Raw genomic sequence first — 24,512 nt, forward strand, 5'->3', positions numbered from 1 at the left:
TGTAATGTTTAGTGTTGTTCTTTGCGTTCTTTGCGGTTAATTGTTTACCACATTCAAAGCCGTCTCCAATTCGGCCTTGGCATTTATAACATCCAACATGGCTTGCAATAACTCCTGTTGTGCTGCGTATAATTGTGTTTGAGCCTGGCGTAAATCAAAACTTGAGGAAATACCTTCAAAAAATTTAATTTGATTTTTTGCTTCTATACGCTCAGCAAGCTTTAAATTTTGTTTTTTATTGTCATAATCTTCAATGGCGAATTGATAATCGCTTTTCGCAGCGGCAATCTCAAATTGAATGTTCTGTTCTTTTTCAATAAGATCGGTTTTTGATTTTTCCAAATTTATCTGTGCGCGTTGTGTCGCTGCACTACGCATTCCAGAACTAAAAATTGGAATGTTAAGACTGACACCAAAAAGCGAAGACCCAAACCACTTTTGATCTTTGTCCATAAAGGTAAACTCATCGGTAAACGCTGAATAGCCACCATTGATAAAACTGGTGAGCGTTGGTAAAGCCTTACTTTTTTCTAATTTCACTAAAAGCTCTTTTGACACTTTATCATTCTCTGCTATTTGATAATCAATAGTGTTTTCAACATTCACTTCAGCATCCAACAGGCTTAAAGAAATGTGTTCTTGGGTCAATCGCTCCAGATCATCGCTTATAACAGTCGGCCAGTTGATTTCCAAGCCAAGGGTCATGTTGAGCATTTGGTAAGCCAATGTTTTCATCCTGGTGGCGTTTTTTAAACTACTTTCAATACCTGACAGTGTAATTTGAAGCTGTTCTACGTTTTCTTCCTCTCCCAATCCGTTTTCAAAGATTTTTGTGGTTTCGTTGAGGTTTTTTTGTAGCACTTGTAGGTTGCGATCTAAAATTTCAATGGTTTCTTCAGCTAACAATACATTGCCATAAGCGTTGATTACAGCTTTTCTGACTTCTAATTCTGTTTTAGTGTTAGCGTTCTGTGAAATCTCCAAAAATACTTTAGCGCTTTGTAAGCCGACCAGATAAGAACCATCAAAAATTTGTTGACTTAAAGTAGCGGTAGCGTTCATGTTTTGTTTGGTCCCAAAAATGACTTCGGCAAATTCTCCTGGGTTCCCACCAAAAAACTCTGCTGGAATAACTTGAACCGATTGTTTCAGAAAGTTTTGGTATTCAACTGAAGCATTTATTTGAGGTAACCCACTGGCTGTTGTTTCCCATTTTTGCGCTTTTGCAGCTTCAATATCCCGCTGGGAGTTGATGGCTCTCCGATTATTTTTAAGGGCAAAGTCGATGGCTTCCTGTAAGCTGAACGTTGTCGGCACCTCCTGCGAGAAGACAAGGAAGGGGGTAAGAATCAGTAAAAGTGTATAAAACTTGTTTCTCATTAGATTTGATTGTTGATGGTTTTTGTGAGTGCGTCCAGACCTTTTGGTGTGCAAATGCCCCGGACGTGATATTCGAGATAAAGATTCATAAGGGAGGTCATGGAAAAGTTTTTTAACGGAAATAGTTGCTTATCCTTTAACGCCATTATAGAGTTGAAATACATTTTGGAAATAAAGTCGATTTCTAAATTATCTCTATAAAGTCCAAGAGCAATTCCGCGCTTCAAATTGTCTGCAACACAATCTTCCATCAAACGGTATTGTTTTGACCTTAAGGAATTAAAGATTTTAGGATAATATTTTTGTAATTGGTGATATGGAGACGATTTTTCATTTTTTAAATGCTCCATCACCAGCTTCTTTATGTCGTAAATTTCTTCGATAGGATCTTTCTGCAATTGACAAATGCAATCAATACCATGTGAAATGAGTTCAAACATTTCTAAGGTTGAGGACTCCACCAATTTGGTCTTGTTCTCAAAATGTACGTAAATTGTTTTCTTAGAGATGCCTAATTCATTGGCTATATCATCCATGGTGACACTTTTGAAACCAAGGGTCAAAAACAATTCTGTAGCTTTATTTATAATTTTTTCTCGCATAATGGGGCGCAAAAATACAACAGGAAACTTTAAAAACAAAAAAAGTTTCCAAAGTTTAATATATTTTTAATATTGAATTTTAGGTTTGTTTTCCTTAGGCTATTTGTGTTATTTTTGTCCTATGCAAAAAATCTCTTATTACCACACTGCTTTTGTTTCCTATTTAGAAGAAAATGTCCGATCAAAAGAGCCTGCCTCATTATATGATCCTATACTATATATTTTAGATTTGGGAGGTAAACGCCTGCGACCGATTTTGACATTAATGACCGCGGAGGCGTTTAATGACGATTATAAAAATGCGCTCGATGCTGCGCTAAGTGTTGAGATTTTTCATAACTTTTCTTTGATCCATGATGATATTATGGATTCAGCCCCATTGCGTCGTGGCCAACCAACAGTTCACGAGAAATGGGATATCAATACCGGGATTTTGTCAGGAGATGCCATGCTTATTTTGGCGTATCAACTTTTTGAACGCTATGACGCGACAACCTTTCAGGCCTTGGCAAAACTATTTAGTAGAACCGCCTTGGAAGTTTGCGAAGGTCAGCAATATGACATGGATTTTGAAACAAGAGAGGATGTTTCTGTAGGGGAATATCTTAAAATGATTGAATTCAAAACTGCGGTATTGGTTGGTGCCGCAATGAAAATGGGCGCCATAGTGGCTTCGGCATCAAAAGAGGATCAAAATTATATATATGAATTTGGACGTTTATTGGGCATAGCATTCCAACTTCAGGATGATTATTTGGATGCTTTTGGTGATCCGGAAACCTTTGGGAAGCAGGTTGGTGGTGATATTATTGAAAACAAGAAAACCTATCTATTCATTAAAGCTTTAGAGTTTTCTAATGATGAAGATAAATTGGAACTGCAACATTTGTTTGGGATCACTCCGACAGATCCTACAGATAAAATTGAAACTGTAAAACAAATTTTCCAATCGAGCGGTTCGGCAAATGCCACGCGCAACGAAATTGAAAGTTATACAAAAAAGGCATTTACGGTGTTGGATAAACTATCTATTCCCGAAAATAAGAAGGAAGCTTTGAAAGTATTTGGCGATGATTTAATGAACAGAAGGGTTTAAGGTGCAATGGAAGATCTGAAAACGTTTGACGATTTGATGGATAAGGCGAATAAATGGGAGCTTTATGGAAAACTTGTGGGGCAGCTCAATAAGGATTTGGCATTGGCTAATGTGGATTTAGAATTTGATTCTGAAGTTTTACCTACAAGTTTGAGGTTGCTTTTGCACGAAGAGGTTTACCGTCTCATTCAGCATAAATTCATGGAATATCTGAACTTGCTATATATAGTTGATGTTTCCGAAGAGGAAATAAAGCAATTGGATGGTAATGATGCACTTCAGTTATCAGAAAACGTCACGTTGTTAATCCTTAAACGAGAATGGCAAAAAGTGTATTATAGAAATAAGTTCAGTTCTTGAATCAGCCACATCTGCCCGAATGGAACTGTAGATTCGTGATAAAATATCAGTGTCAATCTGTTAAATCCGCGTCATCAGCGTTCCATTAAATGAAATCAGCCTCAATCGGCAACACGTTGACCATGCGTTCATCAATATAATACCTGTCACCATTAGAAAGTACATGCACAGTTAAATTTGCAATGGTCATGGGTGTGCCGTCATCCAGTATTTTCTCCTTGTTGTGGGTGATATGGTGCCCATCAAAAACAATTACCATCCCTGATCCTATCACAAGACATTTTCCATTTTTAATAATCAATCCTGTATCCTCAGCTAATCCGATACCGAGAAGATTTGGGAATTTAGCGATTGCACCAGTGATGCGTCCAAACCGGCCACGTTGGATAAAATGGGTGTCAATTAGAAGTTCAGGAACGAAACCCAAACCTTTGTACATCGTCACGGCTCCTTTGACAAAAGCTTCCGTCGCACGACCTCCGGCTATCATTTCTCTCCCCATGGCCATAGCACCTGCACTTGTACCGGCAATGACAAAACCAACTTCGTTTTGAAACCGCTCCATCATTATCTTATGTATGGTAGTACCACCAATTTTGTTGGTAATTTTTGATTGATTACCGCCAGAAAACATTATGCAGTTGGCGGCTTTAACTAGATCAATAGCTCTTTGGCTTTCGGAATCTTTTTTGCTTCTAATGTCCAAAACAGTCACATTTTCACAGCCTAAATCGGTAAAAGCAGAAAGGTAATTTTCGCCTACTTCCTCTGGGATGCTGGAGGCCGTCGGAATCACCACAATATTGGCATCCTTACCGCCAGCTTGTTGTTTTACATGGTACAAAATACCTTCATCAATAAACTCAAGGATATGCTTTTCGCTTTCGTTTTTTCCTTTATCTTCATTTCCACCAATGGGGATCAATGTTCCTTTCACTGTCATTCTAAATACTTATGATTAGCAATTAGCAAAATTAAACTTAATTAATAGAAATTAATTCTATATTTATGAAATGTGCACAAAAGAAAAGATATGAAGCCGTTAGAATTATGACTTAGACCTTGTGTTTCCTTTAATATAATAGTATAAAAGCATCCTTACGACCATAGAGTTTAACCACCAAAATCCTGATATTAGATGAAAATACGCGAGATTAATGCAATGAGAGGCCCCAATTATTGGTCTGTACGCCGCCATAAATTAATAGTTATGGTGCTGGATCTTGAAGAAATGGAGGAGCGTCCATCTAATAAAATCGAAGGCTTTAAGGATCGTTTGGAAGCTATGTTTCCAACGATGTATGGGCATCGTTGTTCTGTTGGGACAGCTGGTGGTTTTTTTCAACGTGTGGAGGAAGGTACTTGGATGGGACATGTTATTGAACATATTGCCTTGGAAGTTCAAACCCTGGCAGGAATGGATGTTGGTTTTGGACGCACAAGGGGTTATGGTGAAAAAGGCGTTTATAATGTGGTCTTCGCCTATATGGAAGAATCTGTTGGAAGATATGCGGCAAAAATATCTGTCGCTATTTGTGAGGCGCTCATTGCAGGAGAACCTTATGACTTGACCGATGATATCCAGCGCATGCGGGAATTACGCGAATCTGAACGACTGGGACCAAGTACAGGGTCTATTGTAGAAGAAGCTGCTTCAAGAGGTATCCCGTGGATCCGTTTGAATAAATATTCCTTATGCCAATTGGGCTATGGTTCCAATCAAAAACGCATACAAGCCACCGTCACCAGTGAAACCAGTAGTATTGGTGTAGAATTAGCCTGTGACAAAGAAGATACCAAATATCTTTTAGAGCAAGCGGAAGTACAAACACCACGAGGTGATATTATTAGAAGAGAGAGCAGTGTTGAAGGGGCTTGCAGATATGTTGGATTTCCTTTGGTTGTGAAACCTGTGGATGGTAATCATGGTCGCGGCATTACCGTAAACATTCAAAATGTTGAAGATGCCTTGGTAGCTTTTAGAAGTGCTAAGGAAAGCTCTAAAAGTGGTGCTATTATTCTTGAAAAATATATTGTAGGTGAAGACTACCGTTTGTTGGTGATCAATAATATTTTGGTGGCAGCAGCCAAGAGAACACCAGCAAATGTGATTGGTAATGGTAGTTCTACAATACAAGAGCTCATAGATGAGGTTAATAAAGATCCGCGTCGTGGTTATGGTCATGAAAATGTGTTGACGCAAATAACCGTCAATGATTTGACCATGGGTCTCATCACGGCAAGTGGTTACACTTTGGACAGCGTTCTCAAGAAAGATGAACGTCTTATTTTGAAGGATACTGCCAATTTAAGTACGGGAGGTACGGCAGAAGATGTGACAGACATCGTACATCCTGCCAACGTATTTATGGTAGAGCGTATTTCTAAAATCATTGATCTGGACATTTGTGGTATTGATATCATGACTACAGATATCAGTAAACCCCTTGAAGAAACTGGAGGAGCTGTATTGGAAGTCAATGCAGGACCAGGCTTTAGGATGCACTTGGCACCTACTTCCGGATTGCCGCGAAATGTGGCTGCCCCTGTGATTGATAAATTGTTTCCACTCGGAACAAATGGTAGAATTCCTATAGTAGCAGTGACTGGAACCAATGGAAAAACGACTACCACGCGACTTATTGCACACATGGCAAAAATGAAAGGACTCAAAGTGGGGTACACCACGAGTGATGGCATTTATATTCAAAATAGATTGTTGATGACGGGCGATTGTACAGGTCCTGCAAGTGCAGAGTTTGTATTAAAGGATCCAACGGTCAACTTTGCCGTTTTAGAGAGTGCCAGAGGCGGACTTTTAAGAGCGGGATTAGGTTTTCATAATTGTGATATTGGTATTGTAACTAACGTTGCAGCCGACCATCTGGGTCTAAAGGGGATTCATACCATCGAGCAACTGGCCAAGGTCAAAGGGGTAATTCCTGAAACGGTTTCGCCAGACGGCTATGCCATTTTAAATGCTGATGATGATTTGGTTTATGAAATGCGGCGCAGTGTGAACTGTAACGTAGCGTTATTTTCCATGGATGAAAATAATCCGCGGATTAAAGCCATGCAAAAGTTAGGAGGCATTACTGCAGTTTATGAGAATGGCTTTATTACCGTGTGCCGTGGCGAATGGAAAATGCGTATCCTCAAAGCGGTTAATGTGCCGTTGACTTATGGTGGACGCGCTACCTTTATGATCCAAAATGTTTTACCAGCAGTTCTTACAGCCTATATCCAAAAGTTTACAATTGATGAAATGAAAGTGGCTTTAGAGACTTTTATCCCATCTCCAGCACAGACTCCTGGGCGACTGAACCTGTTTCAATTTAAAGATTTTCAGGTGCTTTTGGATTACGCCCACAATCCGGCCGGAATGCGTGCATTGCAAAAGTTTATTGAAAATATTGACGCGAGTGTCAAAGTTGGAATCATTGCAGGAGTTGGTGATAGGCGAGAAGGGGATACACTTGAAATTGGTAGTATTGCTGCTGAGATGTTTGACGAAATCATCATTCGTCAGGATAAAAACTTAAGAGGCCGTTCAGATACTGAATTGATCAATATGCTTGATAAGGGCATTAAAAGAATAGATCCAAATAAGCAGACGACCATAATTCCCAATGAAAAAGAGGCGACGAGCTTCGCTATCAAGAATGCGAAAAAAGATGCTTTGATCGTGATATGTAGTGATGTCATTCCTGATGCTTTGGAGCTTGTACAAAAGCTGAAAGAAGAAGAAGCTAATTTACTCTATGAGTTTTCTACGAAGGACATCCCAAACAAATAAAAAAAATCGAGGCATTTCAAATTAAGAAATGCCTCGATTGGTAAATATAAGTAATGGATATTTTATGGATTTGTAATTAGCAGGTTTTTACCTCCTTGGTTCTAATTTGAAGACTTCTTCTGTAAGCTTTGATGCTAATGAGATCAATACTTTTCTTGTAGCTTAATTCGGTTACTTCGTTTTTTGTAATTATAGCAAAAGCTGTTTTGTTTTCTGTGATTTGTTGAATGCTAACTGCTTCAATGGTAATTATATCATTTTGTTTTACGGTATCGTTAGAAGCATTTTGACCAAAAGATAATACTGGTAAAGTGATTAGAACAATAAGAATTATAAGTTTTTTCATGATGTCAACGAGGCGTTTGGATTAATCGATAGCACAAAGAAACAACACAATGTAAATAAAATAGAATATATTAGATATAGAACATCGATAAACGGTTGATATGAAATATCGCTCAAAAATCATCGATGAAATACATAAATGAGGCTCACAGCCCAATAAATACGTTTGCGACCAATGACACGATATATAGATAATAAGTTCAGTGACCTGTTCAATCGACAAAAGGTAAATCAGTTTAAGATAGGAAATTCCACCTATAAAGAACGCATCAAAAAACTGGAAGCGCTAAGGAATGCCTTAGAGTTTAGCTATAAGCAAAAGATCAGGGACGCGATGTACGCCGATTTCAAAAAGCCTTTTTTAGAGACAGACCTCACGGAAATTTATCCGGTGTTGAGCGAAATTAAATTTGCCAAAAGCAATCTGAAGTCTTGGCTGAAAGATCAAAAAGTGGGTACGCCGTTAGCATTACTTGGTGCGTCGTCTTATATTAAATATGAACCTAAAGGTGTTTGCTTAATTATCTCGCCTTGGAACTTTCCCATTAATCTCACTTTTGGACCCTTGGTTTCGGCAATCGCTGCGGGTAATACTGTTATTATAAAACCTTCTGAAATGACACCTAATGCTTCAGGAGTGATGGCAGATATTGTAACAGAATTGTTCACTGATGATGAAGTCGCGCTTATAGAAGGGGAAGTTGAGGTGTCAGAAGAATTGCTGAAGCTCCCTTTCAATCATATCTTTTTTACAGGCTCGCCCCAAGTTGGCAAAATTGTGATGAAAGCGGCATCAGAGCATTTGACCTCTGTAACTTTGGAACTGGGAGGGAAGTCTCCCACCATTATTGATGATTCTGCCAATCTTGAAACAGCAGTCAAAAGAATTATTTATGGGAAATTCACCAATGCGGGACAAACCTGTATTGCACCTGACTATGTGCTTTTGAAAGCAGATCTGAAAGCCGAGTTTACAACACTTTTTAAATCTAAAATTGCAGAGTTTTATTCAGAAGATGTTAAAAGCTCAGAATCATATTCAAGAATTGTCAATCCAAAACATTTTGGACGTCTGGTATCTTATATTGAAGAAGCAAAACTAAATAAGAGTGATATTGCTTCAGGAGGCAGTTATAATGCAAGCGATAATTATATAGAACCCACTTTGATATTTGATATGCCAGAAGACTCCAAGTTGATGACGGATGAGATTTTCGGACCGATTCTACCAGTGAAAACTTATTCAAATATTGAAGAAACGGTCAATTATATCAATTCTAAAGAGAAGCCTTTAGCACTATACATTTATAGCAAATCCAAAAAGAATATTGATTTTATCATGAATAATACACGTGCAGGAAGTGGCTGCGTGAACCATAACCTGCTTCAGTTCTTGAATCATAATCTGCCTTTTGGAGGAAGTAATAACAGTGGTATCGGGAAAGCGCACGGATTCCATGGATTTGAAGCGTTTTCCAACCGGCGTGCCATGATGAAACAACATACGCTTGGAGCTACGGATTTCTTGCTGCCGCCTTATTCCAATTTTAAACAGAAGCTGGTGGATTTGACTTTGAAGTGGTTTTGATGGAGAGCCTTAGGCTTCAATAATTTAACTTAATGAATTCTTTGTGAAACCTTCGTGCTTCTTTTTACAACTTTGTGAAATAGCTTGTTAATCCGCAGTTGGCAGTCTCAATTAACGGTCATAGTTTTCAGTGATTGTGTTGCATTGTTTTTAAATCTTCACCTGCTTTCTACTGTTTTTAAATCCGTAGTAAAGAATATAAGTGTAGCACAGAATCACAAAAAACAATGCCGATTTGAATCCGATTTGATCCGTTAAATAACCAAACGTTGGCGGAATGACCGCACCTCCAACAATAGCTGTGCATAACATTCCTGAAGCTTTGGGTTTCAATGAGCCTATTCCATCAATGGCCAAAGTAAAAATCGTTGGGAACATGATCGAGTTGAACAGCCCTACCGCTAAAATACTCCACATGCTCACTAAGCCTGTGGTGCTTATGGAAATCAAAATCAAGGTGATGGCAATGGTTGCAAAAATGCCCAATACTTTTCCTGGTTTTATAATTCTTGTCAGATAGGCGCCTGCAAATCGGCCGATCATGGCACCAGACCAATAGAAGGTGACAAAGACACCAACAATGGCTTTGTCGTCACTTTCGGTGATGCCTGTGCTTAGAATGCCTTCCACGATAGACTTCATAAAGCCATTTTGTTTAATGACTTCCACCATATTCATATCTAAAAAGTAATTGACCAAATAGCTTCCAATGGCTACTTCAGCACCAACGTAAAAGAAGATGCCAATAATTCCCATCACTAGATTTTTATGCTTTAATGCATCTCTGTAGGATCCTACTGCAGTTTCATTGATCAGTTTTGGTAGTTTTGAAAAGTAGAAGCCTATTGCAATGATAAAGATGAAAATTGCCAAACCTAAAAATGGTGTTTGAACTGCAGAAGCCTCTGTGGCCAAATAAAGACCTTTTTCAGAATCGGTTAAAATAGCGATTTCATCAGTTGTCTTAATTTTATCACTTAGAATAAACAAGGCTCCTATAACTGGGGCAATAGCAGTTCCTAAGGAATTGAATGCTTGTGATAAGTTCAAACGGCTTGAAGCGCCATCTTCACTTCCTAAAACCGCTACATAAGGATTAGCAGCCACTTGTAAAATTGTAATCCCACCCGCCAATATAAAATAAGCTACCATGAAAATTCCAAACATTCTGTAAGACGCTGCTGGATAGAACAACAAACAGCCTAGTGCCATTGTACATAAACCTAAAATAATCCCTTTTTTATAGCCGATTTTGGTGAGAATATAACTCGCTGGAATAGACAGTAAAAAAAATGCACCAAAAAAGGCAAATTGAACCATACCTGCTTGAAAATAAGTGAGCGTGAATAACTCCCTAAGGCGAGGAATAAGAGAATCTACCAAAACGGTAATAAATCCCCAAAGGAAAAACAATATGGTCAATAATATAAAGGAGGAACGATAGGATTTTTGTTGGTTCATAATGTATTGTTCAAGGTATTAAGTTCAGAGTTCAAAGTTATGAGTTCAGAGTTCAAAGTTTAAATTTTTTAAATATAATGATGCTTGTTACGTTTTTATCGCCAACTGCCAACTGAAGACTGTCTACTGAAGACTGTCTACTGAAGACTGCCTACTGAAGACTGCCTACTGAAGACTGCCTACTGAAGACTGTCTACTGAAGACTGAATCCCAATCTCATCCACAAATATCCAGCTTTTGCCCTTATCTTCATAACCCGCATGCCATCTAGGAAGTCTGTCCAATTTTTTAGCAACGACTTTAACGTATTTTGCATTTTTATCTTTTAAGTCGAAAGTATTTGTCTTTATTTTAACTTCTTCCGAACGTTTAACCGCATTAATGCTTTGTTTTCCTGCCAATTGATAATTTTGATTATCGGTTGAAATATAACATAAAACTTCGGTGGGATAGAAAATAAAGGAACGTTGATCCTGTAAAAAATTGACCGAAACAGATTGAACAATCTGTTCCTCACCTAAATCGATAACAGCAATGACATCTTTATCTTCATAGCCTTGCCACGCGCCTCCCCGAAAGTCCTTGGATCCTCGCAAGCCGTCAATCAAGGCGTTAGTTCCACCAGCACTATATTGGGTGGCATAATTCGTTTTGAGCTCTATCGCTCTGTTAGGATCAATTTTGTGAAAATCGGTAGCAATAGTCGCGCTTCTTTCATCATCTTTTTCAGAATACACTTTTAGGGTTGACGGTTCTGAAATGATAAATGGTTCTTCGTATTTGAGGTAAATGGAATCGTTTAAGGTGTAAAAAATAGCCGTTTCTTTTTGGGCATTTTCTAAAACAACTTCAGTTTCACCTTTAAAGGCGATTTCACCTTTTGCAATAAAAGGAGCTGGAACTATTTTAAAGTAGTCTATGGATGTGGTTGGCGCGTCATCGTCGTCACTTCCCCAATCAGAAGGTGAATCGGTCATATAAAATTCCAGAATACCACCAGACAGAATATCCTTCGAAGAAATATAACTATTGCGCAACTTACTGCCATTGAGTCTGACGTAATCAATGTATTTGTTTTCATCAGAAAGATCAAAAGCCTTAATGGTGAAGTTTTTCCCATTCTCAAGATTGATTGTGGCTTTGTCAAATAACGGCGTTCCAATAATATACTGATTGGAACCTGGTGTAACTGGATAAAAACCCATGGAAGAGAACACATACCAAGCGCTCATTTGTCCGCAGTCCTCATTTCCAGCAATGCCATCCGGTTCATTTTTATAGAGCTCGGTCAAAATTTGATGGACTTTCTCTTGGGTTTTATGTGGTTTATTGACAAAATTATAGAGATAGGCCATATGGTGGCTGGGTTCATTGCCATGCGCATATTGACCGATAAGTCCTGTAATATCTACCATATCACGCCCTGAAGTGGAAGCATTGGCGCTAAACAAACTGTCTAATTGTGCCTCTAATACCTCTTTTCCTCCTAACAGTTCTATATGTCCAGAAACATCCTGCGGCACATAAAAACTGTATTGCCAGGCATTGGCTTCGGTGTAGTTGAAATTGACTTCGTAGGGATCAAAAGGCGCAAACCACGTGTTTTTGTAGCGGCCTCTCATGAATTTTGTTTCGGGGTCAAAAACGTTCTTATAATTTTGCGCACGTTTCATGAAGATTTCGTAATCGTCTACTTTCTCCAAAGCATGGGCCATTTTTGCAATGGTCCAATCGTCATAGGCGTATTCCAAAGTTTTAGAGACGGATTCGCCTTCTTCCTCAACAGGGATAAAACCCAATTCTTTATAAGATTGTAATCCCAGATGATTTTGGTTGGCCGAATGTTTCATCGCTTTAAACGCTTTTTCAGCATCAAAACCTTTTATCCCTTTTAAATAGGCATCAGCAATCACAGGAACTGCGTGATAACCAATCATGGTGCCCGTGTAGTTGGCACTTAAATCCCACATGGGTAAGATACCACCTTCATCATACTTTGCAAGAAGCGTGTTGACGAAATCGCTGGTACGCTTACGTTCTATGATGGTGTATAAAGGATGTGCTGCCCGATAGGTGTCCCATAGTGAAAACACGGTATAGTATTGGAAATCTTTGGTAGTGTGAATTTTCATATCCATGCCTCTGTAGCGTCCATCTACATCCTGGTAGAGATTAGGTACAATCATGGTGTGGTACAAAGCCGTATAGAAATTTATTTTATGCTCTTGGTTTTCAGTTTCAATGATGATTTTCTCCAACTGATTTTCCCAAACGGTTTGTGCTTTTTCCTTTACTTCGTCGAAGGCTTTGTCACCGATTTCAGCTTCTAAGTTTTTTCTGGCGCCTTCTTCATCAACCGCGCTGATGCCTATTTTTACGTAAACAGGTTCGTTTTTAGGATTGTCAAATTGAAAAACTGCCTTTTTATGTGTCAATTTCTGTTTTCTCGCAATTAAATCAACCGACATAGGGTGCGAGAATTTTATGTAATAGAACAATTTCTGATTGCTAGCCCAAGCTTTAGAGTGGCGATACCCAGTAATTTCGGTTCTTGAAGTTTGTTTGATTTTTGAGGCCAATAACTGATCACGATGCTCTAAATCTAAAACGATAATCTGATTTTTTGCTGTTGGAAATTGGTATTTATGGACGCCACTGCGCTCTGAAACCGTTAACTCTACGTTGATATCGGTATCTTCCAAATGGACTTGGTAATAACCAGGTTCAGCCTTTTCATTGTCGTGGGAGAATTTAGAGCGATAGCCTTTTTTTCCGTCACTGCCATTGTTGAAGACTACTTCATTGGTGGGCATGAGCAAGATGTCGCAATAATCGTTGACACCTGTACCACTGAGATGGGTGTGAGAGAAACCGTAGATATATTCATCACTATAATGATATCCGGAAGCGCCATCCCAACCGTCAAGACGGGTGTCAGGACTTAATTGCATCATTCCAAAAGGCATGGTTGCGCCTGGATAGGTATGACCATGACCACCAGTACCAATAAAAGGATTGACCAAGGAGACTAAAGATTTATCTTTTTTAGCTGGGGTTGTTTTAGGATGATCAGAACAGCCTATTAGTAGAAATAGGGCCGTAAAAGCTAAAAAAAATGACTTCATCATTTAAGGGATTGATTTTGCTGCGGAAATATACTAAATCTTAAGGGACGGTTAAATTTTATTGCAACATTTTAATACCGGCTTAAATCATTTATCTTTGAAGAAAACTGCTCTTATGTTGCGATGGGTATTATTTACCATATTTTATATTCTTATCACCTTATATGGATTTCAGGCCATTAGGACCATCACCAGAAATGCCTGGTTTCACTATGTATTTATTGCAATTGCCATTATCATAGCAGGGAATTTAATCATTCAGTTTAGTATGGGGTCTGGAGGACGGGTGCTGTCGCCTTCAAAAAGCTACGCTTTCGGATTTATTTTGGCCTTCATGCTTTTTAATTTGGTCTTAATTATCTTCCTGTTTGGTGAGGATATTGTACGATCTTTTATGGGAATATATACGAAGCTTTTTACTTCGAAGAGCTCATTCCATATGGCTTCAAGACGCAAGTTTATTAGCGGGGTAGCTGTTGGGATAGCGGCAATCCCTTTTGCTGCCATGCTTTACGGTATGTATAAGGGTAAGTATAATTATAAAGTCATTAAGCATACTTTGCAATTTGATGATTTGCCTGAAGCGTTTGATGGGTACCGGATTACCCATATTAGCGATATCCATTCGGGGAGTTTTGACAACCGACCAGAAGTCGAGCGTGCTGTGAACATGGTCAAGGAGCAAAAATCTGATGTCATTTTGTTTACAGGAGATTTGGTCAACAATAAAAGCACCGAGTTACTACCTTGGAAGGACTTGTTCTCAGAATTAAAGGCGGATGACGGCGTATTTTCCGTATTGGGAAACCATGATTATGGTGATTATATTGATTGGGATTCTGCCGCTGAGAAGGCACAGAATCTTGAAGAATTAAAACAACTCCAAAAAGATATGGGTTACGACCTGCTGCTTAATGAAAACCGATTTATTGAGCGAAAGGGACAGCGTATTGCGCTTTTGGGGGTTGAAAACTGGGGGAAAGGTGGTTTTAAGAAAGCTGGTGATTTAAGTAAAGCTGCGGAAGGCGTGCAACCTGGTGATTTCAAAATATTGATGACCCATGATCCGAGCCATTGGGACGAGGTTGTAATTAGTGATGACCACCATTACCATTTGACCCTAAGTGGGCATACCCATGGCATGCAGTTTGGCATAGAAATCCCGGGATGGTTCAAATGGAGTCCTATCAAATACCGTTACAAACATTGGGCAGGGATTTATAAAGAAAAAGGACAATACATTAATGTCAATAGAGGTTTTGGCTATTTGGGCTATCCTGGTCGGGTTGGGATTTGGCCAGAAATAACGGTGATTGAACTCAAAAAAGGTCCAAAAAATAGAGTGGTATAATCTGCTTATTGCCCATCAACAAGCTATTTGCGTATGTTTTAGGTTAATAAAAAAAAAATAAGTAGGTTTGTAATAGCACATTTGATCTAAACATTAAAATGTATGTCAAAATTTGGGGAAATCATAGATGTCGATATTCCTGTTTTGTTGGATTTTTTTACAGAATGGAATGAACAATCTATTGCAATGCATCCTGTGTTAAGAGATGTAGCTGCTGCTCTTGGAGACAAGGCAAAAGTCATCAAAATAGATGTTGATAAGAATAAGGAACTGGCCGAAGCGCTTCGCGTAAAAGGTCTGCCTACACTTATTATCTATAAAAAAGGCGAGATGAAATGGCGCCATAGCGGAGAGCAAGATGCCGATACGCTTATTAATATCCTCCAAGAATATATTTGACAAATTCCTGCACACGCAGGAATCTCTTTTTGAAAGTTAATCAAGGTTTTAATTAAAAAAGTTTACTTAATAGATTTAAATTGATAGTTTTTGACTAAAGTCTTTTAATTAAAGAGATCATCTTGTTTTTCTCTCCTTTACTTGAATCGTAAAAGGCTATTAATCGATATATGAAGCTCGTCGTAATCACGTTCTTCAAGTCAAATTCTTGAGTATATTAACTTACGCGATATTGGTTTCTTGAAAATCATAATCAAGGGGTCAAGTAAAGTTAAACCTTCCAATAAAATGTGATCGACTACATGGTAGCATGCCCTGATTATTTTTTTACAAATTTAATAGGAGTGTTGTTTTTTAAATGGAGAAAATAAATGCCCGATGTTAGATCCTTGATTCTGATTTTAGAATTGGTATGTGGCTCCACTAATCCTTTTTTCACCATTTGACCAAGGCTATCGTAAATAATAAATTCCGTTGTATTCGAAATCTGACCCATATTCAGATAGTCTGAAGAAGGATTTGGATGTACTGTTAAGGCAGTAGTTTCAAATTCATTTAAGCCCAGCGTATTTTTTATGAGTATGATCCTATTGGGATTCTCTTGCATGATGAAAACACCCATATCGTTGACTTCAATATCTATTGGGTCGTTAATACTGCTTGATATTTCGATCCTCGTGGGGTTGGCAGAAGTAAGATCAATAGCTGAAATAGTTCCGCCATCGTTTTCAGCAATATAAAGGATGTTTTTATAGATTCTTATGCCCAAAGGTTTTTCAAAACCGGACAAAAATAGTTCAGGTGTGATATCTTTTGTTGAAGGGTCAATCACGTCAATAGAATTGGTTCCTGCATTGGCAATATATAATGTCCTATCATTATAGACCGCAATTCCAAAAGGAATAAAAGTTGTTGAAGGAGCAGCAATTGCCGCCAATAAGGTGCCACTTGTTGATGTAGCTGGATCATCAAATCGGGCGACGTATCTTGAAGTTGAAGTGTTGCTTGAGACATACAAAGAAGAGCCATGCCAGTGTAAAAAATTAGGTTTGTTGGATGTGGCAAATCTCGCCACCTCAAAATTGCCGGAAGTGAGCTCCAAGGTAGAGATTTGATAGGCGTCAAATTCGGCGATATAAAGGGTCTCGATATTTAGAGCCACGCCATTGGGGTTGCCTAATCCTGACGCTAAAAGCTCTGGTACAGCATTTGGGACCGTAATGTCCAAACGATATACACTATCATCGTCAGTGTAATACAAGTATGTGCTGCTGAGAATCATCCTGCCGGGATCAGTCATTCCAGTAACTAACTCAGTGATTTGGCCAAACGATGCGCTGCAAATAAATACACATAAAATTATGAGAAGATTTTTTTTCATGATATTGATGTTTAGCTTCACATCGTGCAATCAGAAAAATGTCAGCATTACTTTTTATAAAAATTGAATTCAGTTAATTCTTCTTTCCCAAGTAAATGTAGAGTTTTAGCGGTGTCAATATAACAATATCGGATGATGACACTTTGAATTTATGATGGATTTATAGACGTTCAAACTTAAAACCCGCCTCATTAAAATAGTGCAATATCTTTGGTAGGGCGAACATCATGTTTCGGGAAGCTTTCACACTATCGTGAAAAACGACAATACTCCCTGGACGGGCTTTAGAAACTACATTTTTTGCACATTGTTCTACTGATATAGAATCCTTCCAATCGAACGCTAAAATATCCCACATAATAATTTTGTAACCTGAGGACAATAAACGCTTGCCTTGCTTAGGAGTAATTTGTCCATAAGGTGGTCTAAATAGTTTTTGTGTTTCCGATTTGGAATTTGGATTTTGGATTTTGAAATTTTGAATTTGGTAATCGATGATATCCTGTGTCTTTTTGACTTGATCTACATAAACATCACTATTGGTAGCCCAACCTTTGGGATGAGAGTAGGTGTGGTTCCCAATTGCATGACCATCCTTTAAAATATTACAAAATATCTCAGGGTGTTTTTTAATATTGTTGCCAATACAAAAGAATGTGCCTTTGGCGTTATATTCTTTTAAAGTATTTAAGGTCCAATGCGTTATTTCTGGCGTTGGCCCATCATCAAAAGTCAAGTAGATTATTTTTTGATCCTGAGGCATATTCCAAATATAGTTCGGGAATATGCCTTTGATCAATCTTGGTGTTCTTACAGGAATGAGGTTCACAAAAAATTAGTCAAATTTAATCAGTTCATCTACTGTGTCCGTCACGATATCACGTTCTTCGCGTGGTACATCGCGTCGTGGTTCATCACTACTCATAAAATGTTTGAACAATTGCAGGAAGTTGTTGAATTTTTCAGTTTCTTCCAATGCGAAGTCCTTATCGTTATAAACGACGGTAATGTCCACTAAGCTTCTGTAGCGTTCTATATCCGTTACGATTTCGTCTAAATATCGGGTTTGGTTCTCGAGAGAAAGTCCGCTATAATACGTTAAACTCTCTTGATATTTTTTAGTGACATCTTTATAAAGCTTTCTTGCTTTTTCTATTTTTCCAACTTCATAATAGCCGCTAATATAAGGTTCCAGCAAGGTGTAATAGCCAAAATAATCAACCGGCATTTTTTCCATCGCCAAATCTGCTATTTTTTCAGCTTTCTCAGGTTGGTCTTCATTGATTAACTGCTCCATTAAACGTGCGAGATTGCCTCTGTAGGTAATGCCATTTTTACGGGTTTCCACATCGTGGTAAATATCAGGACTGCCGCTGTTGCCCCAATTCCAAGACATCACTTTGTCATACATCAGTTCGGAGTCCACACGACCCATATCAAACGGGTTGGCTCTATCCACTGGTGTTCTTATTGGCACTAATTTATAACATAGGCCATCCAACTGCAGGTAATCCTTCATCCAGATATAATCATCGTCACCAAAACTTCCGCCCGTAAAATAGATTGGGCGCTCCCAATTGTTGTTGGCCAGAATATCCAACATCATCAATCTCTGTTTATAAAGTGCACCGCCAGTGATTTTTATGACAATATCATCCACAATCTTATCAGCATCTTTCTCCTTGACAATGCCATGTTCTAAAACGGAAGCTTTATCTACCGGAATACGCACAGACTTAGTAGGGTAATAATTGGTGTTCAACATATTCGGCGGGTAACCGCTAATGTCTCTTCCTTCTTGTTGTAAGGCGTATTTAAGCTTTGTACGCGGGTTGTCACTACTGACAAAATCCATGAACTCTTTAATGCTTAAGGTGTCTTTGGTTATTTCTTTCTCGACAATGTAATCACGTGTTCCGTAACGGTATTGCTCATGTGTCAATTGCGACGGAATGGGGTCACTAGTATATGCTTTTCGTTTCATTTGGTCAATATACCAGTCCGTTTGAAAAAGACTCGTGTTGATGACCCTCACATCTCTTCGGATGCCTTCAATTTCTTGGGCATACCACAATGGGAAGGTATCATTATCGCCAATGGTGAATAAAATAGCGTTTGGCGCGCATGATTCCAAATACTTTACGGCCATGGCATGTGCTGTCTTTTTACCTGATCGGTCGTGATCATCCCAATTGTTGGCTGCCAAGATTCCTGGGACCAAAATCAAGCATACCACTGTGATCGCATGAGGCAGAAATTTTGAAGCGGAATATTTTCGAAGCGCATCAAAAATGGCATAGACCCCAAAACCTATCCAAATGGCAAATACATAAAAAGATCCGACTACAGAATAGTCCCGTTCTCGAGGTTCAAATGGTCTGACGTTGGTATAAAATTGAATGGCGAGCCCGGTCATTAGGAAAAAGACCAATAGCGTCCAAAATAGCTTTTTATCCCTTCCAATTAAAAATAAGAAACCAATCAGTCCTAAAATAAGAGGAAGGAAGTAATAGGTGTTTCGTGCTTTGTTGTTTTTAACATCACTTGGCAAATTGTCCTGAGACATGTTAAGATGCCATGCGTCAAAAGGTTTGATGCCACTGATCCAGTTGCCATTCAAATCGTCGTATTTTCCTTGAATATCATTCTGACGACCCGTGAAATTCCACATAAAATAGCGCCAATACATATATCCAAACTGATATTCAAGCATATAGCCTATATTTTGTACCAAGGAAGGTTTTTGAATATCTAAATACTGTCCAAATTGTTTCAAAAATTTATGATAATCGCTATAATCGATCTGCCCTTCCCTGACATTCATCCTAAAATCGGCCACAATATCCCTGATTTGGGACTCCATCATGTATTCTGCTTTTATGTTAAAGTCTAACAAACCGGTAAACATCATGTAGTTCTCGGCATTTTCACTACTCCACATTCTTGGTAAGATGGAGGCTTGAGTGGAATTGTAATTTTGCTTAGCATTCTTATAATCGTTGACAATCACATACTTTCCAGCTGCTTTGTCCTTTTCATAATTGGGTTTGTCATCAATATAAGGTTCGTTTGCATCAAGTCCCGTGTATTGTTCAGTGAATAACGGACCGTAAAAGAGGTGGGTTTCTGGGTACTGCTCTAAATTATAATAAGCTAATAATTCTCGTGCATCTGAAGGGTTATTCTCATTGACAACGACATTAGCATTTGCCCGTATTGGAAGCATTAACCAACATGAAAATCCAATAAAAATGAACATCAAACACAACACTAAGGTATTGGCGATGTGGTGTTGATGGTCTCGTGTATATTTCAATCCAAAATAGAAGGCCGCAACGACAATAATAAAGGCGATAATAGTTCCAGAGTTAAATGGCATGCCAAGACTGTTGACAAAGAAAATCTCCGAAGCACTGAATATTTTTAACGCATTGGGTAGCAAGAGTTTAAAAATAAACAATAAAATAGCAGCAGAAATCACGTTGGCCACTATAAAATTGGTGACGGTAACGGTTTTGTAATTCTTAAAATAATAAATTAACCCGATGGCAGGAATGGTCAAAAGGCCCATAAAATGTACCCCGAAGGACAATCCAATAACAAAGGCAATTAATATGAGCCAACGGTTGCCACGTGGCGTATCCATTTCCTGTTCCCAGCGTAAAGCCAACCAAAACATGACGGCCATAATTAACGTAGCCATGGCGTAAACCTCAGTCTCTACCGCATTGAACCAAAAGGAATCAGTAAAAGTGAAGGCTAAACTTCCAACAAGTCCGCTTCCAAGAATGGCTATTTTTTTTGTGTCTGTGAATTCTTCATCTGTTTTGACTATTTTTTTAAGTAGCAAGGTGATGGTCCAAAACATGAATAAAATAGTGAAAGCACTTGCTGCGCCACTCATCATATTCAACATAGCTCCAATTTGGGAAGGTTCCAGGGCGAACATTGAAAAGAAGGCACCAAGCATTTGAAACAAGGGTGCTCCTGGAGGGTGGCCTACCTGGAGTTTGGCGGAAGTCAATATATATTCCCCTGCATCCCAGAAACTAACGGTCGGTTCAATGGTCAGTGCATAAACAGTAAATGCAATGGCAAAGACAAACCAACCTAAAATGGTATTCCATTTTTTAAAGTTGAAATGATTCATAGATTTTTTGTTGAATTAGAGTGGCGAATTTAAGAATAAATATATAAGAGGGGAAAGTTTTTAAGTAAACGTTAAGGAATTAAAGAATGATCCATCAATTGCTTTGAAACTTGGCATTGAATTTTTTTATCAAGTAAGATTTCATTATTTTGTTTTATGTGACTCACGTTTATGAGTGGATTTAGCTTTTTATGACTGTTGCAGTTAAGAATGTCTTGGCTTTGTCGCTCTGCGGATTCAAGAAGAGTGAGTAATACGATGTTTTTGCAGTCGGAATAAGGATATTAACATATTATAGTAGTGACTAATGCCTATTTCTAACCTTGAGAATAATGATTAAGTAGTTGATTGTGAATGGTTCAGTTGGTGAGTTATCTCTTTTTATCTAATGAATGTTTAAAATAACGTTTTTTCTATGTAAAATATTTGCAAAAATAAAACATTGTAGTAAATTTGCATCCTCAATTGGAGATTGGCCTATGGTGTAACTGGCAACACGTCTGGTTTTGGTCCAGAAGAGTCTAGGTTCGAGCCCTAGTAGGCCAACAGTTTTTCAAAAAATCCCGACCATTTATTTGGTCGGGATTTTTGTTTTTGAGAGATGAAGGGCAGGAAGTTTATGCTGAGCAAATATATATTATAGCATATTATTTTTTCAGTCGTTCATTGTTGGTCTTCTCTCCAAATGATTTTTGATGTATTTATCATGGGGGTGCCATGATTTTCCTAAAATATGATTTACTCGTTGCTTGGGATTAGCCGATTTTTCTTATGTGAGGAATGTGTTATATCTTGAAGGTAATCACCGGTCTATTAGCGTGATTGACCACATCTTCACCAATGCTGCCACTAAAAAAGTGCGAAATACCTTGTCTTCCGTGGGTGCTGATGCCAATTAAATCGGCATCAATTTCTTTTGAGAAATTCAAAATCCCACTTTCAACACTTTCGTCATTATATATATGGATGGTATACCCCTTAAAATCATAGTCTTTAATGAAATTATCAATGCGATTTTTCGCTTCTGAAGATGAAAGAAAGTCATTGGCCGTGTTGACCATTAACAAATGCATTTTCGCTCCAAATGATTGTGCAAATTCAGTAGCCTGTCTGTAGGTTTCCTTATTGTCTTTTTTGAAATCCGAAGCAAAAACAAAGCGTTCGACTTTAAAATCGACATGCTTGTTTTTAATAACCAATACTGGAATGTCTGAAGTCCTGACTACTTTTTCGGCATTGGATCCTATAAACATCTCCTTTAAACCGCTGGCGCCGTGAGACCCCATAACAATCAGATTGACATTGTGTTCATGACAAGTGTCAATGACGCTGCTGAACGAAGGGTAGTTTTTTACAATGTCATGAACCTGAATGCCTTTAAGGTAGTCTTTGGACAGTAAGATTTCAAATTTTTGTTCTGCAAGCTTCATGAAAAACATGGCTTCTGGTAAAGCGCTTGGGGTGCTTAGTGCGTCAATTTCCTGTAAGGGGATTTCCAGCATGTGCAATAGGTAAATTTCTGAGCCGTGTTTTTTTGCCAACTGAGCAGCAACTTTTAGGGCATTTTCTGCTTGGTCTGAGAAGTCGGTGGGTACAAGAATCTTTTTCATGGAGAGGAAGGTGGTTTGTGAAACATAAATTTAATAATAAAAAACGACTTTATATCCTTTGGATAAGTCAATAAAAAAATCGTATATTTGCACCGCTGAATGATAAAAGAGAACACGAGGGGACATGAAAGTCCCCTCTTTTTATACTAATATAATGCTGAACGAGAACGCTGTTAAGACATTAATAGATAGGGGATTGGAAGAAAGATCAGATCTTTTTTTAATCGATCTGAAAATTGGTGTAGGCAATAAAATCAGTGTGGTTATTGATGGCGATAATGGTGTCACTGTTGAGGATTGCATGTTCATGAGTCGTGCCATAGAGCATAACTTGGACAGGGAAGAGGATGATTTCTCTCTGGATGTAGCTTCTGCGGGAGCGACATCTCCATTGGTGAATAAGAGACAGTATAAGAAGAATATTGGCAGAACTTTGAACGTTAAGGCCAAGTCTGATGCAAAGTTTGAAGGTGTGTTGACGGAAGTTGATGACGATGAAGTGACTTTGGAGTGGAAGGCGAAGGAACCCAAACCTGTAGGCAAGGGTAAAATAGTGGTAAATAAGCAGGCTAAAATTAAGTATGATGATATTTTAGAGGCTAAAGTGATAATAAAATTTTAATTCGAGGTAGTTATGGAGAATATTGCGTTAATTGATTCTTTTTCTGAATTTAAGGACGATAAATTAATCGATCGTGTAACGTTGATGGCGATTCTAGAAGATGTGTTGAGAAATGCATTAAAGAAGAAGTATGGTGATGACGATAACTTTGATATCATTATAAATCCTGACAAAGGCGATTTGGAAATATGGCGAAATAGAATTGTAGTTTCTGATGGAGAAGTAGAAGATCCGAATCAAGAAATTGAATTGTCTGAAGCGCGTAAAATAGAACCTGATTTTGAGGTTGGAGAGGACGTGGCGGAAGCCGTGAAATTGATCGATTTAGGGAGACGTTCAATTTTGGCGCTTCGTCAAAATTTGATCTCTAAAATACATGAGCACGATAATACAAATCTTTATAAGCAATTTAAAGATTTAGTTGGTGAGATTTACACTGCTGAAGTACATCATATTCGTCACCGAGCAATCATTCTTTTAGATGATGATGGTAATGAAATCATTCTTCCAAAAGAAAAACAGATTCCTTCAGATTTCTTCCGTAAAGGAGAAAATGTAAGGGGTATTATAGAAAGTGTTGAGCTTAAGGGCAACAAACCAACCATCATTATGTCAAGAACAGCTCCAGTATTTTTGGAGAAACTATTCGAGCAGGAAATTCCAGAAGTTTTTGACGGATTGATTACTATCAAAAAGGTGGTGAGAATGCCAGGCGAAAAAGCAAAAGTAGCGGTTGACTCCTATGATGATAGAATTGACCCAGTTGGTGCTTGTGTGGGAATGAAAGGCTCAAGAATACATGGTATTGTTAGAGAACTTGGCAATGAGAATATTGATGTTATCAACTACACTAGTAATGTTCAGTTATTTATCACTAGAGCATTGAGTCCAGCAAGGGTAACCTCTGTAAAGCTCAATGAAGAGACCATGCGTGCTGAGGTATTGCTTAAGCCTGAAGAGGTAAGCAAAGCGATTGGTAGAGGCGGTCATAATATCCGCTTGGCCGGGCAACTGACTGGTTATGAGATTGATGTGTTTAGAGAAGGAGCAGAAGAGGATGTTGAATTATCAGAGTTTACTGATGAAATAGAAGGCTGGATCATTGCAGAATTCAGCAAGGCAGGATTAGATACTGCAAAGAGTATCTTGGAACAAGATGTTCAAGATTTGGTTAAGAGAACCGATTTAGAAGAAGAAACCATTTTAGATGTTATCAGAATTCTTAAGGAAGAATTTGAAGAATAAC

The 24,512-nt window shown here is 38.3% G+C and carries 18 protein-coding genes and 1 tRNA gene; 9 read left to right on the forward strand and 10 right to left on the reverse strand.

All coding sequences use genetic code 11. From position 1 onward, the window contains the following. Positions 1 to 36 precede the first annotated feature (36 nt). Together J4051_RS02230 and J4051_RS02235 are read right to left on the reverse strand one after the other, a co-directional pair. Positions 37 to 1,380, reverse strand: coding sequence for a TolC family protein (locus J4051_RS02230; RefSeq protein ID WP_208232124.1), 1,344 nt, complete (start codon positions 1,378 to 1,380; stop codon positions 37 to 39). Beyond that, positions 1,380 to 1,982: a TetR/AcrR family transcriptional regulator gene (locus J4051_RS02235; RefSeq protein ID WP_208232125.1), complete on the reverse strand. Its 603-nt coding sequence runs from the start codon at positions 1,980 to 1,982 to the stop codon at positions 1,380 to 1,382. The genes J4051_RS02230 and J4051_RS02235 overlap by 1 nt, the downstream gene beginning before the upstream one ends. A 121-nt stretch (positions 1,983 to 2,103) precedes the next feature. Between J4051_RS02235 and J4051_RS02240 the strand changes: the two genes are divergently transcribed. Beyond that, a complete protein-coding gene (locus J4051_RS02240; RefSeq protein WP_208232126.1) occupies positions 2,104 to 3,078 on the forward strand; it encodes a polyprenyl synthetase family protein in 975 nt (324 codons plus the stop codon). A gap of 6 nt (positions 3,079 to 3,084) precedes the next feature. Beyond that, positions 3,085 to 3,438 (forward strand): hypothetical protein, encoded by a 354-nt coding sequence (locus J4051_RS02245; RefSeq protein ID WP_208232127.1) that lies wholly within the window; start codon positions 3,085 to 3,087, stop codon positions 3,436 to 3,438. A gap of 85 nt (positions 3,439 to 3,523) precedes the next feature. Here J4051_RS02245 and J4051_RS02250 read toward each other — a convergent pair whose 3' ends face one another. Continuing rightward, positions 3,524 to 4,381, reverse strand: a complete 858-nt coding sequence (locus J4051_RS02250) for a cyanophycinase (protein WP_208232128.1) — start codon at positions 4,379 to 4,381, stop codon at positions 3,524 to 3,526. A 195-nt stretch (positions 4,382 to 4,576) separates the two neighbouring features. On the opposite strand from J4051_RS02250, the gene cphA reads away from it, so the two are divergent. Beyond that, positions 4,577 to 7,234, forward strand: a complete 2,658-nt coding sequence (gene cphA / locus J4051_RS02255) for a cyanophycin synthetase (protein ID WP_208232129.1) — start codon at positions 4,577 to 4,579, stop codon at positions 7,232 to 7,234. A 76-nt stretch (positions 7,235 to 7,310) separates the two neighbouring features. On the opposite strand, the gene J4051_RS02260 is transcribed toward cphA, so the two are convergent. Then, on the reverse strand, positions 7,311 to 7,580 hold the full coding sequence (locus tag J4051_RS02260; RefSeq protein WP_208232130.1) for a hypothetical protein: 270 nt from the start codon (positions 7,578 to 7,580) through the stop codon (positions 7,311 to 7,313). A 174-nt stretch (positions 7,581 to 7,754) separates the two neighbouring features. Between J4051_RS02260 and J4051_RS02265 the strand changes: the two genes are divergently transcribed. Further along, the gene (locus J4051_RS02265) at positions 7,755 to 9,167 is read left to right on the forward strand and encodes an aldehyde dehydrogenase family protein (RefSeq protein WP_208232131.1); all 1,413 of its coding nucleotides are present in this window, start codon (positions 7,755 to 7,757) and stop codon (positions 9,165 to 9,167) included. Between the two features lie 150 nt (positions 9,168 to 9,317). On the opposite strand, the gene J4051_RS02270 is transcribed toward J4051_RS02265, so the two are convergent. Both J4051_RS02270 and J4051_RS02275 read right to left on the reverse strand, forming a co-directional pair. Next, positions 9,318 to 10,628, reverse strand: coding sequence for a sugar MFS transporter (locus tag J4051_RS02270; protein WP_208232132.1), 1,311 nt, complete (start codon positions 10,626 to 10,628; stop codon positions 9,318 to 9,320). 179 nt (positions 10,629 to 10,807) lie between these two features. Further along, the gene (locus J4051_RS02275) at positions 10,808 to 13,756 is read right to left on the reverse strand and encodes a GH92 family glycosyl hydrolase (protein WP_394368888.1); all 2,949 of its coding nucleotides are present in this window, start codon (positions 13,754 to 13,756) and stop codon (positions 10,808 to 10,810) included. Between the two features lie 112 nt (positions 13,757 to 13,868). Between J4051_RS02275 and J4051_RS02280 the strand changes: the two genes are divergently transcribed. Together J4051_RS02280 and J4051_RS02285 are read left to right on the forward strand one after the other, a co-directional pair. Beyond that, a complete protein-coding gene (locus tag J4051_RS02280; RefSeq protein WP_208232361.1) occupies positions 13,869 to 15,104 on the forward strand; it encodes a metallophosphoesterase in 1,236 nt (411 codons plus the stop codon). 102 nt (positions 15,105 to 15,206) lie between these two features. Then, positions 15,207 to 15,503: a thioredoxin family protein gene (locus J4051_RS02285; protein WP_208232133.1), complete on the forward strand. Its 297-nt coding sequence runs from the start codon at positions 15,207 to 15,209 to the stop codon at positions 15,501 to 15,503. A gap of 319 nt (positions 15,504 to 15,822) precedes the next feature. Here the strand turns inward: J4051_RS02285 and J4051_RS02290 are convergent, their stop codons facing one another. The 3 genes from J4051_RS02290 to J4051_RS02300 all read right to left on the reverse strand — a co-directional run bounded on the left by J4051_RS02290 (position 15,823) and on the right by J4051_RS02300 (position 21,034). Further along, on the reverse strand, positions 15,823 to 16,884 hold the full coding sequence (locus tag J4051_RS02290) for a T9SS type A sorting domain-containing protein (protein WP_208232134.1): 1,062 nt from the start codon (positions 16,882 to 16,884) through the stop codon (positions 15,823 to 15,825). A 160-nt stretch (positions 16,885 to 17,044) separates the two neighbouring features. Then, the gene (locus tag J4051_RS02295) at positions 17,045 to 17,713 is read right to left on the reverse strand and encodes a polysaccharide deacetylase family protein (RefSeq protein WP_208232135.1); all 669 of its coding nucleotides are present in this window, start codon (positions 17,711 to 17,713) and stop codon (positions 17,045 to 17,047) included. Between the two features lie 6 nt (positions 17,714 to 17,719). Beyond that, entirely contained in the window at positions 17,720 to 21,034 is a 3,315-nt protein-coding gene (locus tag J4051_RS02300; RefSeq protein ID WP_208232136.1) for a glycosyltransferase family 117 protein, read from the reverse strand. A 473-nt stretch (positions 21,035 to 21,507) separates the two neighbouring features. On the opposite strand from J4051_RS02300, the gene J4051_RS02305 reads away from it, so the two are divergent. Beyond that, positions 21,508 to 21,580, forward strand: a tRNA-Gln gene (locus tag J4051_RS02305). Between the two features lie 239 nt (positions 21,581 to 21,819). On the opposite strand, the gene J4051_RS02310 is transcribed toward J4051_RS02305, so the two are convergent. Further along, a complete protein-coding gene (locus J4051_RS02310; protein WP_208232137.1) occupies positions 21,820 to 22,644 on the reverse strand; it encodes a universal stress protein in 825 nt (274 codons plus the stop codon). A 154-nt stretch (positions 22,645 to 22,798) separates the two neighbouring features. Between J4051_RS02310 and rimP the strand changes: the two genes are divergently transcribed. Further along, positions 22,799 to 23,266 (forward strand): ribosome assembly cofactor RimP, encoded by a 468-nt coding sequence (rimP, locus tag J4051_RS02315; RefSeq protein WP_208232138.1) that lies wholly within the window; start codon positions 22,799 to 22,801, stop codon positions 23,264 to 23,266. 12 nt (positions 23,267 to 23,278) lie between these two features. Then, positions 23,279 to 24,511: a transcription termination factor NusA gene (gene nusA / locus J4051_RS02320; RefSeq protein ID WP_208232139.1), complete on the forward strand. Its 1,233-nt coding sequence runs from the start codon at positions 23,279 to 23,281 to the stop codon at positions 24,509 to 24,511. Position 24,512 lies beyond the last annotated feature (1 nt).

Origin of the sequence: Gelidibacter pelagius (genome assembly GCF_017581925.1) — a bacterium.
Taxonomy (GTDB): Bacteria; Bacteroidota; Bacteroidia; order Flavobacteriales; family Flavobacteriaceae; genus Gelidibacter; species Gelidibacter pelagius.

Bases quoted from the DNA above. Each gene is read 5' to 3' on its own strand.
- J4051_RS02230 (WP_208232124.1), bottom strand. From the start codon at position 1,380: ATGAGAAACAAGTTTTATACACTTTTACTGATTCTTACCCCCTTCCTT.
- J4051_RS02235 (WP_208232125.1), bottom strand. From the start codon at position 1,982: ATGCGAGAAAAAATTATAAATAAAGCTACAGAATTGTTTTTGACCCTT.
- J4051_RS02240 (WP_208232126.1), top strand. From the start codon at position 2,104: ATGCAAAAAATCTCTTATTACCACACTGCTTTTGTTTCCTATTTAGAA.
- J4051_RS02245 (WP_208232127.1), top strand. From the start codon at position 3,085: ATGGAAGATCTGAAAACGTTTGACGATTTGATGGATAAGGCGAATAAA.
- J4051_RS02250 (WP_208232128.1), bottom strand. From the start codon at position 4,381: ATGACAGTGAAAGGAACATTGATCCCCATTGGTGGAAATGAAGATAAA.
- cphA (WP_208232129.1), top strand. From the start codon at position 4,577: ATGAAAATACGCGAGATTAATGCAATGAGAGGCCCCAATTATTGGTCT.
- J4051_RS02260 (WP_208232130.1), bottom strand. From the start codon at position 7,580: ATGAAAAAACTTATAATTCTTATTGTTCTAATCACTTTACCAGTATTA.
- J4051_RS02265 (WP_208232131.1), top strand. From the start codon at position 7,755: ATGACACGATATATAGATAATAAGTTCAGTGACCTGTTCAATCGACAA.
- J4051_RS02270 (WP_208232132.1), bottom strand. From the start codon at position 10,628: ATGAACCAACAAAAATCCTATCGTTCCTCCTTTATATTATTGACCATA.
- J4051_RS02275 (WP_394368888.1), bottom strand. From the start codon at position 13,756: ATGATGAAGTCATTTTTTTTAGCTTTTACGGCCCTATTTCTACTAATA.
- J4051_RS02280 (WP_208232361.1), top strand. From the start codon at position 13,869: ATGTTGCGATGGGTATTATTTACCATATTTTATATTCTTATCACCTTA.
- J4051_RS02285 (WP_208232133.1), top strand. From the start codon at position 15,207: ATGTCAAAATTTGGGGAAATCATAGATGTCGATATTCCTGTTTTGTTG.
- J4051_RS02290 (WP_208232134.1), bottom strand. From the start codon at position 16,884: ATGAAAAAAAATCTTCTCATAATTTTATGTGTATTTATTTGCAGCGCA.
- J4051_RS02300 (WP_208232136.1), bottom strand. From the start codon at position 21,034: ATGAATCATTTCAACTTTAAAAAATGGAATACCATTTTAGGTTGGTTT.
- J4051_RS02310 (WP_208232137.1), bottom strand. From the start codon at position 22,644: ATGAAAAAGATTCTTGTACCCACCGACTTCTCAGACCAAGCAGAAAAT.
- rimP (WP_208232138.1), top strand. From the start codon at position 22,799: ATGCTGAACGAGAACGCTGTTAAGACATTAATAGATAGGGGATTGGAA.
- nusA (WP_208232139.1), top strand. From the start codon at position 23,279: ATGGAGAATATTGCGTTAATTGATTCTTTTTCTGAATTTAAGGACGAT.